At 62.5% G+C, this 13,841-nt stretch carries 11 protein-coding genes; 5 read left to right on the top strand and 6 right to left on the bottom strand.

What is annotated here, in order from left to right; genetic code table 11:
- The first annotated feature begins 25 nt into the window (after window positions 1-25).
- Entirely contained in the window at window positions 26-1,207 is a 1,182-nt protein-coding gene (locus tag ACW4DH_RS12490) for a BaiN/RdsA family NAD(P)/FAD-dependent oxidoreductase (RefSeq protein WP_459636727.1), read from the top strand.
- 156 nt (window positions 1,208-1,363) lie between these two features.
- Here the strand turns inward: ACW4DH_RS12490 and ACW4DH_RS12485 are convergent, their stop codons facing one another.
- A complete protein-coding gene (locus ACW4DH_RS12485) occupies window positions 1,364-2,266 on the bottom strand; it encodes a phospholipase A (RefSeq protein WP_459636726.1) in 903 nt (300 codons plus the stop codon).
- Window positions 2,267-2,514: 248 nt separating this feature from the next.
- On the opposite strand from ACW4DH_RS12485, the gene mscK reads away from it, so the two are divergent.
- Complete coding sequence (mscK, locus tag ACW4DH_RS12480) at window positions 2,515-5,970, top strand: mechanosensitive channel MscK (protein WP_459636725.1); 3,456 nt, start codon at window positions 2,515-2,517, stop codon at window positions 5,968-5,970.
- Here mscK and ACW4DH_RS12475 read toward each other — a convergent pair whose 3' ends face one another.
- The 5 genes from ACW4DH_RS12475 to ACW4DH_RS12455 are packed head-to-tail and all read right to left on the bottom strand — an operon-like array spanning window position 5,971 to window position 10,640.
- Window positions 5,971-6,732: a TlyA family RNA methyltransferase gene (locus ACW4DH_RS12475; RefSeq protein WP_459636724.1), complete on the bottom strand. Its 762-nt coding sequence runs from the start codon at window positions 6,730-6,732 to the stop codon at window positions 5,971-5,973.
- Window positions 6,729-7,946, bottom strand: coding sequence for an ABC transporter substrate-binding protein (locus ACW4DH_RS12470; protein WP_459636723.1), 1,218 nt, complete (start codon window positions 7,944-7,946; stop codon window positions 6,729-6,731). Before ACW4DH_RS12470 ends, ACW4DH_RS12475 begins: the two co-directional genes overlap by 4 nt.
- Window positions 7,943-9,340, bottom strand: a complete 1,398-nt coding sequence (locus ACW4DH_RS12465) for a sensor histidine kinase (RefSeq protein ID WP_459636722.1) — start codon at window positions 9,338-9,340, stop codon at window positions 7,943-7,945. The genes ACW4DH_RS12470 and ACW4DH_RS12465 overlap by 4 nt, the downstream gene beginning before the upstream one ends.
- Window positions 9,337-10,005: a response regulator transcription factor gene (locus tag ACW4DH_RS12460; protein WP_459636721.1), complete on the bottom strand. Its 669-nt coding sequence runs from the start codon at window positions 10,003-10,005 to the stop codon at window positions 9,337-9,339. The genes ACW4DH_RS12465 and ACW4DH_RS12460 overlap by 4 nt, the downstream gene beginning before the upstream one ends.
- 2 nt (window positions 10,006-10,007) lie before the next feature.
- A complete protein-coding gene (locus ACW4DH_RS12455) occupies window positions 10,008-10,640 on the bottom strand; it encodes a helix-turn-helix domain-containing protein (protein WP_459636720.1) in 633 nt (210 codons plus the stop codon).
- 189 nt (window positions 10,641-10,829) lie between these two features.
- On the opposite strand from ACW4DH_RS12455, the gene ACW4DH_RS12450 reads away from it, so the two are divergent.
- The 3 genes from ACW4DH_RS12450 to ACW4DH_RS12440 are packed head-to-tail and all read left to right on the top strand — an operon-like array spanning window position 10,830 to window position 13,785.
- Entirely contained in the window at window positions 10,830-11,816 is a 987-nt protein-coding gene (locus ACW4DH_RS12450) for a Bug family tripartite tricarboxylate transporter substrate binding protein (protein ID WP_459636719.1), read from the top strand.
- A complete protein-coding gene (locus ACW4DH_RS12445) occupies window positions 11,813-12,265 on the top strand; it encodes a tripartite tricarboxylate transporter TctB family protein (protein WP_459636718.1) in 453 nt (150 codons plus the stop codon). The genes ACW4DH_RS12450 and ACW4DH_RS12445 overlap by 4 nt, the downstream gene beginning before the upstream one ends.
- A complete protein-coding gene (locus ACW4DH_RS12440; RefSeq protein WP_459636717.1) occupies window positions 12,265-13,785 on the top strand; it encodes a tripartite tricarboxylate transporter permease in 1,521 nt (506 codons plus the stop codon). Before ACW4DH_RS12445 ends, ACW4DH_RS12440 begins: the two co-directional genes overlap by 1 nt.
- Window positions 13,786-13,841: the final 56 nt, after the last annotated feature.

The raw sequence follows: 13,841 nt of genomic DNA, 5'->3' as shown, positions 1-13,841 counted from the left end.
TGACGGGTGACAGGGATATCAGTGCATGGCGCAGACATATGACGTGATCGTCATCGGTGCGGGAGCGGCAGGGCTGATGTGTGCCCTGACGGCAGGCTATCAGGGGCGCCGCGTGCTGGTGATCGATCACGCCAACAAGGCCGGCAAGAAGATTCTCATGTCGGGCGGCGGACGCTGCAACTTCACCAATCTGGCGACTTCACCGGCACACTTCTTCTCCGGCAACCCGCATTTCTGCATTTCGGCACTCAAGCGTTACACGCCGGGCCACTTCGTCGAACTGGTCGAGCGCCACGGCGTCGAGTATGTCGAAAAGGCGCCGGGCCAGCTATTCTGCGCCGAGTCTGCCAAGGATATCGTTAATCTGCTGCTCACCGAATGCGAGTGGGCCGGCGTCGAGGTGCGCCTCAAGACGGGGGTGGAACGCATCGAGCGCCAGGGGGAGGGCATGCGCTTGACGACCTCGATGGGCCGGCTCGAGGCAGGCGTCGTGGTCGTGGCCAGCGGGGGGTTGTCGATTCCCACCCTGGGCGCCAGCGGCTTCGGCTATGAGGTGGCGCGCCAGTTCGGTCTCGGCGTGACCGATACGCGACCGGCGCTAGTGCCGTTCACCCTGACCTCTCAATGGAAGGCACGTGCCGCCGAACTCTCCGGTATCGCCTGCGAGGTGGCGGTGCAGTGTGGTGACGGGCATTACCGCGAGCCGTTGCTGTTTACCCACCGTGGCCTGTCGGGTCCGGCAATGTTGCAAGCCTCCAGCCACTGGCAGCCGGGCGAGACGCTGACGATCGATCTGTTGCCCGGCGTGGACGTCGCCGGCGCGTTGAAACGCCTACGACAGGATGCGCCCCGGCGTCAGCTTGCCACCTGGTTGAGCGAGCAACTGCCCAAGCGTCTGGCTCAGGCATTGTGCGAGTGGTGGGGATTCTCTGGCGTACTGGCCGACTATTCCAATGCTCGGCTCGAGCAAGTGCACATCCGGCTCAAGGCGTGGCAACTCAAGCCGGCGGGCACCGAGGGCTGGCGTACTGCGGAAGTCACCCTGGGCGGCGTGGATACCCGGGCCATATCGTCGAAGACCTTTGCCGTCAACGAATTGCCCCAACTGCGTTTCATCGGCGAGGTGCTCGATATCACCGGTCAACTGGGCGGCTTCAACTTTCAGTGGGCCTGGGCTTCGGGGGTAGCCTGCGGCCTGGAGGTGTGAGGCGAAAGGGGCAAACGGTACCGTGGAAGGCACCACGCCGCCGAAGTTAAAGTGCCGGCTCGTGAGGCTGCGGTGAGCGGCGAGGCTCGGCAGATGACATGGTGCTAACCCAGCGGATGACAGAAGCGCTTCAGCCTAGCAGCACGAAGCGAAGCGTCAGAGCATCTTCGGAATTCCGGCAAGAAAGGTATTGAGGCTGAAACCTAGACCTAGACGCCGGTTGTTGTGATCGTAATCGATCAGGCTTTCGCCGTAGCCGTGATAGTACTGGACGTAGCCACGTACCTTGCCGAACAGTGGAAAGGAGTAATCAAGCTGGGTGCCGTAGTGCCCCTTACCCGGATTGCCGCGGACCAGCAGGGAAACCTCCTTGTCATCGAAGGCCTTGGCCACGGTGATATCGCCGTAGCCGACGTAGTTTTCCAGGTGGGGATTGTCGTCGTCACTGTCGCTCTCAGGAATACGCCAATGGGGCGCGACGCTGATCGCCCACTCGCCGCGCTGCAGGACGACGTCGGCATACACCCGATTCCAGCTGCGTGACAGCGGCGCCGCTCGGCCATTGGATTGATGTACGAAACCCACCCGATTGAGCGTGTTGGTCCAGCCTAACAATGTCCAGTTATTATCGAAGCTGAGGAAGGCCTCGGGTTCGTAGTTGGTTTCTCGGAAAGGGGCCGAGTCGTCGGAATTGTAGGCCTGCCACCAGCTGCGCTGCGTGTAGGCGAAGTACAGATCGCCTTTGCCGTCGAAAATATCCTCGACCAGATTGACCTTGAAGCTGAGCTGAAACTTGACCTCGGCGTTACCGATCTCTCCACCGTTGCTGAGCTCGCGAAAAGCCGCTTGGTTAGGGTTGGTGTTATAGGTCCAGGGCAGCAGGTAATTGCGCCGATAGGTGGTGATGGCCAGGGGGTTGCGCGAGGACTCGCGCTCCAGGTCGCGGCGCACTTCAGCCTGTGCGGTGGCGGCTTCGGTTCCTTCGTCTGCATGGACCACATGAGAAGTAAAACCCAGCATGAGGAGCCCGCAAAGGCTGAGTGACCTGATCGACGTCATGGAGCTTTTTCCTGTGGTCGCTAATGCAATAAGAGGGTGTTTCTACCATGGCCACAGCACAAGTCAATCGCCATGTTGCTGCACATTGTTGCGCGTATTCGGCCTGGTGCGGCGTCGCCCGTTAATAGCGGGAGGTAACTATATGTTAATTCTCGAATCCTACAAAATTAGCCAGCTTGATTGCCAAGCGAGGCAAGGCCATCGACAATCGTGCGTCTTGATTTTTGCTCATCTTTCGAGGTTATAGCATGGCGCGTTTCGATGCCTGCAGAATCCAGTTACGGTCTTGCTGCCTTGCGCTGAGTGGTCTGCACCGCTTGGTGGCTGGGGCATGTGCCGTGCTGCTGTGGTGCCTGATGCTCGGTGTGGGGGCGGCCGCCGAGCTGCCCTCACAAAGCGCCCTGCAACAGCGCCTGGAATCATTGCAGGGTATCGAAAATCCTGGCGATAGCCAGAAGCAGGAGATGGAGAATATTCGAGCTGCCCTTGATGCCTTGAGGCGGCTCGAGACGCTCGATAGCGAATTCGAGGCGCTTGAAGACAAGGTGGCACGCGCACCCCAGGAGACCCAGCGGTTGGCGCGAGAACTCGAAAACCTGGACGAGACAGGCGAGATCCCCCGCACGGAAGATCTCGAGGATATGCCGCTCGAAGAGGTCGGACAGCAGACCCGCTCGACGCTCGATACGCTCGAGGAACTTCAGACTCAACTGGCCGACGTCAAGGCCCAGCTGATCAGCGCCCAGACCCTGCCCGAACGCGCCCAGGCTGCGATTTCCGAGGCCATGAAGCGCGCCGAGGAGTACCGCGACAAGCTCGAAGCGCTCCCCAGTGGCGATGAAAGTGCCGTGATCGAGGCGCAGCGCGATGTCTACGTCACGGCCCAGGCCCTGGCCCAGCGTCAGGCGCAACTTCACCAGCGCGAACTGACCCACAATACTCGTCTCAGGGAGCTGGCTCTGCAACGTCGCGATCTGCTGGAGCGACGTATCGAGATCGAGCAGAACCGGCTCTCGGTGTTGCAAACTGTACTCGATCGCAAGCGCCGGTTGGCCTCGGAACGTGCGATTGCCGATGCCGGCCGCGAGGATGCCGAAGCGATTTCCGGCCATCCGGTGCTGAGTAAAGTACAGGAAGTCAATCGCCAACTGAGTCGCGAGCTACTGCAGGTTACCGACCGTACCAACGGCTTGATCCGCGACAGTATCGGCACTCGCACGCAACTGGACCGGGTGCGCCAGGTTCAGCGGACGCTCGAAGAGCAGATCGAGGCGATTCGTGGCAGCCTGTTGCTGTCGCGTATCCTGCGCGAACAGCGCAAGGCGCTGCCCAGTGTGGATGCGCGCAGTGGCTTGCAGGATGAAATCGCCGATTTGCGGTTGCGCCAGTTCGATCTTTCCCAGCAGAGCGATACGTTGCGCAAGCCCGGACAGCTGGCCAAGGAGAGTCTGGCGAATGTCGATATCGAGGTGACGCCCGCCTTGCGTGACGCCTTGATCCGGCTATTTCAGTCGCGTCGCGAGCTGGTCGATCAACTCGAGCAGGAGTATGGCCGGTTACTGACCGTGGCCATCGACTTGCAGCTCAACCAGCAGCAGCTGTTACAGATCAGCGATTCCCTGCGGGCCACGATCGAGGAGCAGCTGTTCTGGGTGGCCAACGGACGTCCGTTGGATCTGGCGTGGTTGAAGCAGTTTCCTGGCGCGTTGATGCAGCAGATCACCCACGGTGAGTGGCAGTCGGCGCTGGTGAGCCTATGGCAGGGGCCCAAGCCCAAGGCGGCGTGGATGCTGCCGCTGGTGGTGCTGGCCGGCGTGCTGCTGCTGCGTCGTCGCCGGATCAAACTGCAACTGCTGGCGCTGCATGAACAGATCGGACGCCTCAAGCGCGACACCCAAATGCATACACCGCGGGCCATTGCCTATAACGCCCTACTGGCGGCGCATGGCCCGCTGCTGCTGGCGGCGGTTGGCGGGGCATTGCGCAGCGGCGAGGCCTTCGCGGCGGTGCTGGGTGATGCATTGTTGCAATTGTCGCTGGCCTGGGGGGTGTTTGCACTAGCCCGGCGCCTACTGGTGCCCGACGGGGTCGCCTCGCGTCACTTCCACTGGAGCGCCGGTTACGTGGCGCAGCTACGGCGGTTGTTGCTGTGGTTGGGCATTGCCCTGATTCCGGTGATTCTGATCAGCAACATGGCGCAGTACACCGAGGCCCGTCTGGCCGAGCGGCCTTTATCGCTGCTGTTACTGATCGCCGGGCTGGTGGCGATGAGCATCCTGCTGGCGCGCGTGATCCTGGCGCACATTCCCGTCTTCGGCCTCAAGCTGTTCCGGCTGCTGCTGGGCCTGGCGCTGGCCGGGGTGCCGTTAGTGCTGGCCGGTCTGATCGTGCTCGGCTATGAATATACCGCGCTGCGTCTGATCGGGCGTTCCATCACCACCATCTACATTCTGGGCCTGTGGATTCTCGTCGAGGCGGCGGTGGTGCGTGGCCTGGCGGTGGCGGCCCGGCGCCTGGCCTACCGGCGAGCCGTGGCGCGTCGGCGCGCTCAGGTTCAGGAAGGCGCGGAAGGCGGGCTTGAAGTGGTCGAAGAGCCCCCGTTGGACATGGATCAGGTCAACCAGCAGTCGCTGCGCCTGTCCAAGCTGATCCTGTTTCTGCTCTTCACGCTAGTGCTGTATCTGGTCTGGGCCGATCTGCTCACGGTGCTTTCCTATCTCGACAATGTCACCGTCTGGCAGATCGAGCGTGGCGCGGGCGAGGCGCTCACCACCAGCCCGGTGACCGTGGCCGACGTGGTGACGGCGTTGACGTTCGTGGCGTTGACTATGGTCATGGCCCGCAACCTGCCCGGTCTGCTGGAGGTGATGGTGCTGTCGCGTCTGAATCTTCAGCAAGGCAGCGCCTATGCCATCTCCTCGCTGCTCTCCTATTTCATCATCGGGACCGGTATCGTCGTCTCGCTGAGTACGCTGGGAGTGTCCTGGGACAAGCTGCAGTGGCTAGTGGCCGCCTTGGGCGTGGGGCTGGGCTTCGGGCTGCAGGAGATATTCGCCAACTTCATTTCGGGCCTGATTATCCTCTTCGAGCGCCCGGTGCGCATTGGCGATACCATCACGCTGGGCAATCTGCATGGCACGGTGAGCCGCATCCGCATTCGCGCCACCACGATGACCGATTTCGATCGCAAGGAAATCATCATCCCCAACAAGACCTTCGTCACCGATCAACTGATCAACTGGTCGCTGTCGGACAACATTACCCGGGTGGTGCTCACCTATGGCGTGGCGCATGGCTCGGATCTCAGTACCGTCCATCGCCTGCTGCGCCAGGCCGCCGACGAGAACAAGCGTGTGCTCAAGGACCCGGAGCCGCAGGTATTCTGTGTCAGCTATGGCCCTACGGCCTTCAATTTCGAGCTGCGCATCTTCGTCAACGACCTGATGGACCGACTCTATGCCGCCGACGAGATCAATCGTCGTCTCGATAACCTGTTCCGGGAACACGATATTCGCATCGCTTTCAACCAGATGGATGTCTGGCTGCACAGCCCTGACGGCCGGAAAGCCCAAGTCAGTTCGTCGCGCTCCACGCCGTCGGATGTGAGCGACGTGCAGCAGCAGGGCCGGGCGCGGGATCCCGGCTTCGATAGCTTGGGCTATGCCGGCGACGCCGGGGGAGGTGGCGGCGGCGAGGGGCGTTGATCAGTTGACGACGCGCTCGGCATGCAGCAGAAATTCACGGTTGCCGTCGCCGCCGAGAATCGGGCTGTCCTGCCAATGATGAATGGTTAGGCCCTGGGCGTGGCAGCAGGCGCGGATTCGCCGCTCGACCTCGGCATACAGCGTCGGGTCGCGCACGATGCCGTGACTGTCGACCTTGCCGGGACCGACCTCGAATTGCGGCTTGACCAATGACAGGAGCTGGCTTCCCGTCGTCATGATCGCGGTCAGTTCGGGCAGGATCAGCGTCTGCGAAATGAACGAGACATCCATGACCGCCAGGTGAATGCCTTCGGGGGCAAGCTCTGCCAGCCGCTGTCGGGGAAGCTGGCGGGCATTGATTCCCTCCAGGCAGACGACGCGGGAGTCACCGCGCAGTTCGGCATCGAGCTGGCCATGGCCGACCTCGATACCAATTACGCGGGCAGCGCCGAAGCGCAATGCGCAATCGGTGAAGCCACCGGTCGACTGGCCCACATCGAGCACTGTCAGGCCTTCCATGCGCAGGTCAAGCTGGGTGAGCATCGCCTCGAGCTTGAGGCCGGCCCGGGAAACGTAGCGCTCCTCGGCGTCTTCGCTGATTTCGAAACGGCTGTCGGCGGGGAGCTTCTCGCCGGGTTTGGTCAATACCCGAGTACTCCCGTCACGGATCAGTGCCACCTTGCCGTGTCGGATCAACCGTTGTGCCCGCGTGCGCGAACGGACCAGGCCTTGGGCGACCAATAACTGATCGAGTCGTGTCATGGCGTGTCTTTTGCTGACGGATGATGCGGCTGAGGCCGCGATGGGTTCGGTGATGGACTCGCTAGTGGTGCTGCGTCGTCGGGGCGGGTAAAGCGTGTGAATTCCCGCTGCCAACGCTCCAGCAGGCTCTCCCGCTTGAGATTGTCCAGTGTGGCCAGCAGCCCCGGGCCGATCCGAATCGGACGCAGCGCGTCGCCTAATCGCTCGCTCAAGGCCTGGGCGCTATCGGCGGCTGACAGCTGTGGATGGACGGCCCCCAGCGGGGTACGTTCGGCGATGATCCGTTGCCCGGGCAGCCCCAGCAGATAGTCGAGGAAGCGCTGCGCGGCTTCCAGATGGCGAGCATGCCGCGGGATCAGGGCCAGGCGCTGCGTGACCAGGGCATAGTCGTTCGGCACCTCGACCACCAGCTCGGGATGCTGTTCGGCATAGCGACTGGCATAGGAGCCGAGCAGATTGTAGCCGATCAGGTAGCGACCGCTAGCCAACCCCTCAAGCATGGCTCCAGTGGTGCCGAGCAGTTCGGCATCGACCCCGCCGAGCGCGGCTACCAGGTCCCAATAGCGCGGTGAGACCTGGGCATCCTCGATGGCGTAGGTATAGCCGACGCCGCTTTCGACGGGGTCATAGGTGACCACCTTGTCGCGTAGGGCGTCACGCTCGCGCATCAGCAGGTCAAGCAGGACCTGATGACTGTCGATGGGGCCGTAACGCTCGAGCAACTCGCGCCGGTAGACGATCACGATGGGTTCGAAGGTGAAACCGAACAGCTCGTGACGCCAGCGTGCCCAGGCGGGCCACGCTCGGGCCGTTTCCGAGGCTAGTGCCGCCGCATGGCCCTGATTGGCGAGCTGATACTGCCAAGGCATGGCCGACGAGAGAATCACGTCGGCCTCCGGTGTGGTGGGCGACGCCAGAAAGGCCTGGTAGATCTCCAGGGTCGTCAGGTTGCGGTAGGTCAGTTCGATCGCGGGATAGCGTGCCTGAAAGCCCTCCAGCAGAGGGGCCGCCAGGGCCGGGTCCAGCGCACCGTGTATTACCAGCGGAGAGGCTTGCGACTCGACATCGGGCGTGACGGCGGGATAGTGCACGAGCGTGTCGGCACGCGCCGACAGCGGTACGCCGAGCAGGGCAAACGCAAGCAGCGCCAGGCCAAGCCGGAATAGGGCCGGACAGGACAGGACGGGGCGTCGCGTGTCGCGTGCTGCGATCATGCGGTGCTCTGCGCTGAAGCTGGCGGAAACTGCAGACTGACACGCAGGCCGCGCTCCCTAGGCCCTGCCGTGAGACTCAAGCGGGCCTGGTGAGTCCGGGCGATACCGTCGACGATTGCCAAGCCCAGCCCCGATCCCTGGCTGCCCTCGACACCTCGGTGGAAGGGGCGCAGCATCAGCAGGCGTTGTGGGGCGGGAATGCCCGGGCCGTCATCCTCGACCTCGAGGCGCGCCGGAGACGCGGTGACGCGCACCGTAATCTGTTGCGCACCATAGCGGCGGGCATTGTCGATGAGGTTGACCAGAGCCTCCTCAAGTTGCCAGTCGATGCCGTCGATCGGGACGGCGATGTCAGGAAGTTCCAGCCCCAAGTCGAGGCCGTCGCGATGACAGGCCCCCAGGGCGTTGCGGACTGCGTCACGAGCGGTGACGCAAAGATCCAGGGGCCGCTTGTCGGGTGTCGCCTCGGGATTGTTGAGGCGAGTCAGCGAGAGCAGCTGAACCGCCAGGCGTGCCGTACGTGCCGAGGTTTGCTGCATGACGACCAGTGCATCATGCCAGGCGGCAGGTTCCTGTTGACGCAATGCCAGCTCGGCCCGTGCGGAGAGCCCGGCCAACGGGGTACGCAACTGGTGCGAGGCATCGCCGATGAAGCGATCCTGATTGGCGCGGACCCGGCGCATACGTGCCAGCAGTTCATTCAGCGTCTCGCGCAGCTCGGCCAGTTCGCGCGGCAGAGGAATGTCCAGCGGAGCCAGGGTGCGTGGGTCGCGTTCGCGAATGGCACGTCGTAGCCGGGTCAGCGGCGAGAGCGCGATGCGCAAGAATATCAGCACCATGCCGACGGCCAGCAGAGCCATCAGCACAAGACGGATCACGCTGCCGCGAAACAGTGCGGCAGTCAGTTGCTCGCGCCCTTCGCGGGTGTGCGCGACGCGGACTTCAAAACGGTCGCGCTGGCTCCAGCCATCCAGATGCGCCTGGCGAACCCCCAGGCGCAAGGTATTGCCGCGCCACTCGGTATCGCGAAAGCCTATCTCGTCGTTGGGCGCCATCGCCACCTCCGGTAGGGGAGTATTGCCGGAAATGAAGGTACCTTCGGCATCGTAGAGGGCATAGAAGATACGTTCCTGGGCATCGGTGGAGAGCATCTCCAGCGCTGCGGGCGGCAAGTCCATCCATAAACGGTTCTCCTGCCACTTGACCTGTTCGGCGATGGACAGCGAGGCGGCTTCGAGCAATCGATCGAAGGCCCGGTCGGCGGCATCGCGTGCCGAGAGAAAGGCCTGGACCAGTATCACGGTGCCCAGCGCCAGCAGCGGCGCCAGCAGCCAGACCATAAGCCGCCGATAAAGGCTCTGGTGGGCAGTGGATATCGTATCCGTACCGCTCACGTCGTCTCCAGCAGGTAACCCAACCCGCGCACGGTGCGCAGTACCAACCCGGAATCGGTCAGGCGCCGGCGCAGACGATGAACGTAGACTTCGATAGCGTTGTCGCCCAGCGCTTCGCCGCCAAAGGCTTCCTCGGCCAGGCGGCTCTTGTCGACCGGGTCGCCAGCGTGGCGCATCAAGCACGCCAGCAGACGCTGCTCGCGGGGCGGCAGGGTCATGGCCGTGCCGCTCAGATAAAAGCGCTGCACCACGCTGTCGAAGCTGAGCGCGCCGACCTGCAGCCGGTCGCCGCGTGTCTGCTGATGACGGCGCAGCAGGGCCCGGACCCGCGCTTCGAACTCATCGAGGGCGAAGGGTTTGGCCAGATAATCGTCGGCGCCCAGATCCAGACCGCGTACGCGATCTTCGATGGTGCCGCGTGCGGTCAGGATCAGTACCGGCGTGCCGCGATCGACGCCGCGCAGGGCCTCGAGAATTTCCAGCCCGCCACGCCCCGGCAGGTTGAGGTCGAGCAACACCAGGTCGGCGCCATGGCCGGCATGGGCGAGCCGTGCGTAAGCAGCATCGCCGTCCTGGATGACGTCGACGTGATGTCCGTCAAGGCGCAGCGTGTCACGCAGGGTGTCGGCAAGCAGGGCGTCGTCTTCTACCAGCAGTAACCGCATGGTCATGTCCTGTCAGCAAGCGCAGCGGCAGGCAGTGGGCTGTTGCTGTCATGGTGGCCGCCTTGCAGGGTGGTAAGGGCATCGCGCAGCGCCTGGTGGGCGACTTGAGGGTCGAGCCGACCGGCGGGTCCCGATAGCGCCAACCACAAATGCCGTTCGCGGTGCGTCAAGGGCTGGCAGAGCATGTAACCGCCGGGTAGCGAGAGGGCGGGGGGAGTGTCGGAATCGCGTACTGGCCAGTGGGCGCCGGGAAGCAATTCATGGCGTAGGGTATTTACCGGATGCGCGGCCAGACGGCATTCCACCTGATGGCCGGTGACCGCCAGCAACGAGGCGGTTTCTCCGGTGGTCATGGCCAGATTGTCCAGCACCGGCTGGATCCAGGCCTCGAGCTGGCGTGAAGGGGAGTGCCTGCGTGCCAGGCGGGCTGGCGTCGAGCCTAAATTGTAACGGCCCTGGGCCGTACGCTGGACATAGCCAAAGCGCTCCAGCGAGCCGATCAGCCGCAGCAGGGTGCTTTTGTAGAAATGCGTGGCTTCGGCCAGTTCGGCCAACGACAGGCTCTCTCGCTCGGTGTCGAAGGCTTCCAGGATGGTCAGGGCACGTTCAACGGCTTCAACACGGTCTTGGGCCATGGGCTGCTCTCATCAGGGCGTGCGAAATATTGGTGTTCGACTTTAGTGGTAATGCGGTGATTTTACATTGACGCAACCACTGCGCCCCCATACTTTCTGCCTAAAGGAATGTCGTTCTGCCTTACAGAATAGTAAGGTAGCGTCAGCTTCCTGACAACCCTTTGTTTCGTACGCTTGGAGATAACGACAATGTTATTGAGAACGCCACTCAAGCTTCTCGCCGCCGCAACCCTGACCCTGAGCGCGAGCCTGGCCATGGCTTATCAGCCGACGGGGAAGGTGGAGTGTATCGCGCCTTCGGACCCGGGCGGCGGTTGGGATTTCACGTGCCGTAGCGTGGGCAATGTCTTGCAGGAACTGGAGCTGGTGCCGGGTAACGTGCAGACCCTCAATATGGCCGGTGCCGGCGGCGGTGTGGCTTTCGCCCATACCGTCAGCAAGCGTGCCGGTGACGAAAAACTGCTGGTGGCGGCGTCTACCGCGACCACTACGCGCCTGGCGCAGGGGCAGTTTCCCGGCATGAACGCCGACATGGTCAACTGGATCGGTGCGGTGGGCGCAGATTATGGCGTAATCGCGGTCTCCGCCGATTCCGAATACCAGACGCTCACTGATCTGATGGACGCGCTGAAGAAAGATCCGCGCTCGGTCAAGTTTGCCGGTGGCAGCGCCAATGGCGGCTGGGACCATCTCAAGGTGCTGATCACCGCCGATGCGGCCGGTGTCGAGAACCTGCCGCGTATTCCTTACCTGTCCTACAACAACGGCGGCGAAGCCATGACTCAAGTGGTCGGCGGCCACGTCGACGCCTTTACCGGTGATATCTCCGAAGTCCAGGGGTTCCTGGAATCCGGCGATCTACGTGTGCTGGCGGTATTGGCCGAGGAGCGCCTGGAAGGCAAGTTCGCCGACATTCCCACCGCCCAGGAGCAGGGCATCGATTCCGTGGGCCCCAATTGGCGCGGGTTCTACATGCCGGCGGATATTTCCGATGAAGCCAAGCAGTACTGGGTCGATGCCATCGATGAACTCTATGCCAGCGAAGAATGGAAGTCGGTCATGCAGAAGAATGGCCTGATGCCTTTCCATCCGGGGGCGGGCAAGTTCGAAAGCTTCGTCAAAGGTCAGATTGATGACATCGAATCGCTCTCCAAGGAAATCGGATTGATCAAATGAGACTTAACGACCGCATCTTCGGTCTGTTGATGTTCGTCCTGGCCGTCGCGTACGGCTGGGGCGCCACTCAGTTTCCGGAGCCCTTCGGTGGCACCGAGGCCGTCGGCCCCGATACGTTCCCCAAGCTGCTCGCGGTCGTGCTGGCCCTGTCGAGTGTCTATCTGATCGTACGCCCCGACCCCAGCAATGCTTGGCCGGCGGGACGCACCGCGCTGGAGATGGTGATTGCCATCGCCGTGCTGATCGCCTACACCCTGCTGCTCGAGCCATTGGGGTTCATCGTCGCGACTACGTTGGCTGTCGGGACACTGTGCTGGCGTATGGGAGCGCGACCGATGCCGGCCTATCTGACCGGCTTGATCGGCGGCATCGTGGTGTTTCTGTTGTTCAATTTCGCGCTTGAGCTGCCTCTGCCGCTGGGCCTGCTGGACTTCTTGGAGGCGAGCTGATGGAAACACTTAATTATCTGATCGACGGGTTCGGCGTCGCGCTGGCCCCTCACAACCTGATGTTTGCCCTGATGGGGGCCTTTCTCGGCACCCTGATCGGTGCATTGCCCGGACTGGGTCCAGCCAACGGCGTTGCGATACTGATTCCGCTGGCCTTCACCCTGGGCTTGCAGCCCGAGACGGCGCTGATCATGCTGACCTCCGTCTATGCCGGGGCCATGTATGGCGGACGTATTTCGTCGATTCTGCTCAATATCCCAGGTGACGAACCGGCGATGATGACCTGCCTCGACGGCTATCCCATGGCGCAGCAGGGCAAGGCCGCCGAAGCACTGGCGATCTCCGCCGTGGCTTCCTTTATTGGCAGCTTGATCGCCACTGTCGGTCTGATCCTGCTGGCCCCCGTGCTGGCACGTTTTGCACTGACCTTCGGGCCGGCGGAATATTTCGCGCTGTTCATCCTGGCATTCGCGACTCTGGGGGGAATCACCGGCAAGAACCCGATCAAGACGATTCTTGCCGCAGCGATCGGTTTGATGATCGCCACCATGGGCATCGACCTCTCCACCGGCACCCAGCGTTATACGTTTAACGTGCTGGAACTCTACGAAGGCGTAGATTTCATCATCGCCATCGTGGGTCTGTTCGCCATCTCCGAGCTGCTGTTCTTCATTGAGGAGCGCGCCGGAGCCGGTCGTGAAATGATCAAGGTCAACAAGCTAAAGCTGTCATGGAGGGATATTCTCCATGTGCTGCCTACCACGCTGCGGGGTGGCGTGCTGGGCTTCATCTCCGGTGTGCTGCCAGGGGCGGGTGCCTCGCTGGGCAGTTTCATCAGCTATACGCTGGAAAAGAAGATTCTGGGCAAGAAGGGGCGTTTCGGCGAAGGTGATCCGCGGGGAGTCGCGGCGCCTGAGGCCGGCAACAACGGTGCCGCTTCCGGGGCCCTGGTGCCGATGCTGACGCTGGGCGTGCCGGGCAGTGGCACCACGGCCGTGCTGTTGGCGATGCTGATCTCGTTGAACATCACGCCGGGACCGTTGATGTTCACCCAGAATGCCGACATCGTATGGGGCGTGATCGCCGCGCTGCTGATCGGTAACTTCCTGCTGCTGCTGCTCAATATTCCGTTGGTCGGGGTATTCGTCAAGCTGCTGTCGGTACCGCCGATGTATCTGCTGCCGGTGGTGACGATGGTCGCATTCGTGGGTATCTACTCGATTAGTCACTCCACCTTCGATCTCTACTTCATGGTCGCCTTCGGGGTCGGCGGCTACGTCCTGCGTAAGTTGGAGATTCCACTGGTGCCGGTGATCCTGGGGCTGCTGCTGGGCCCCGAGATGGAGAAGAACCTGCGCCATGCGATGCAAATCTCCGATGGCGACTGGTCGGTTCTGTGGAGCAGTGGTTTGGCAATCGGCTTGTGGGCCGTGGCGATACTCGGTCTGGTACTGCCGATCATCGTCGGACCGATTCTGCGCCGGCGCATGCAGGCCGCTGCTGGGGAACAGACTGACTGAGCCCCACGCGTTGGCGACGCAAAGAAATGGCTCCGGGAGACAGCTCTGAACTGACC

Source organism: Halomonas sp. WWR20, assembly GCF_054602495.1.
Note: the sequence above shows the minus strand (reverse complement) of the source record. Positions and strands in the feature narration are given on the sequence as shown.

Coding starts and splice junctions, on each gene's coding strand:
- ACW4DH_RS12490 (WP_459636727.1), top strand. CDS start 26: ATGGCGCAGACATATGACGTGATCGTCATCGGTGCGGGAGCGGCAGGG.
- ACW4DH_RS12485 (WP_459636726.1), bottom strand. CDS start 2,266: ATGACGTCGATCAGGTCACTCAGCCTTTGCGGGCTCCTCATGCTGGGT.
- mscK (WP_459636725.1), top strand. CDS start 2,515: ATGGCGCGTTTCGATGCCTGCAGAATCCAGTTACGGTCTTGCTGCCTT.
- ACW4DH_RS12475 (WP_459636724.1), bottom strand. CDS start 6,732: ATGACACGACTCGATCAGTTATTGGTCGCCCAAGGCCTGGTCCGTTCG.
- ACW4DH_RS12470 (WP_459636723.1), bottom strand. CDS start 7,946: ATGATCGCAGCACGCGACACGCGACGCCCCGTCCTGTCCTGTCCGGCC.
- ACW4DH_RS12460 (WP_459636721.1), bottom strand. CDS start 10,005: ATGCGGTTACTGCTGGTAGAAGACGACGCCCTGCTTGCCGACACCCTG.
- ACW4DH_RS12455 (WP_459636720.1), bottom strand. CDS start 10,640: ATGGCCCAAGACCGTGTTGAAGCCGTTGAACGTGCCCTGACCATCCTG.
- ACW4DH_RS12450 (WP_459636719.1), top strand. CDS start 10,830: ATGTTATTGAGAACGCCACTCAAGCTTCTCGCCGCCGCAACCCTGACC.
- ACW4DH_RS12445 (WP_459636718.1), top strand. CDS start 11,813: ATGAGACTTAACGACCGCATCTTCGGTCTGTTGATGTTCGTCCTGGCC.
- ACW4DH_RS12440 (WP_459636717.1), top strand. CDS start 12,265: ATGGAAACACTTAATTATCTGATCGACGGGTTCGGCGTCGCGCTGGCC.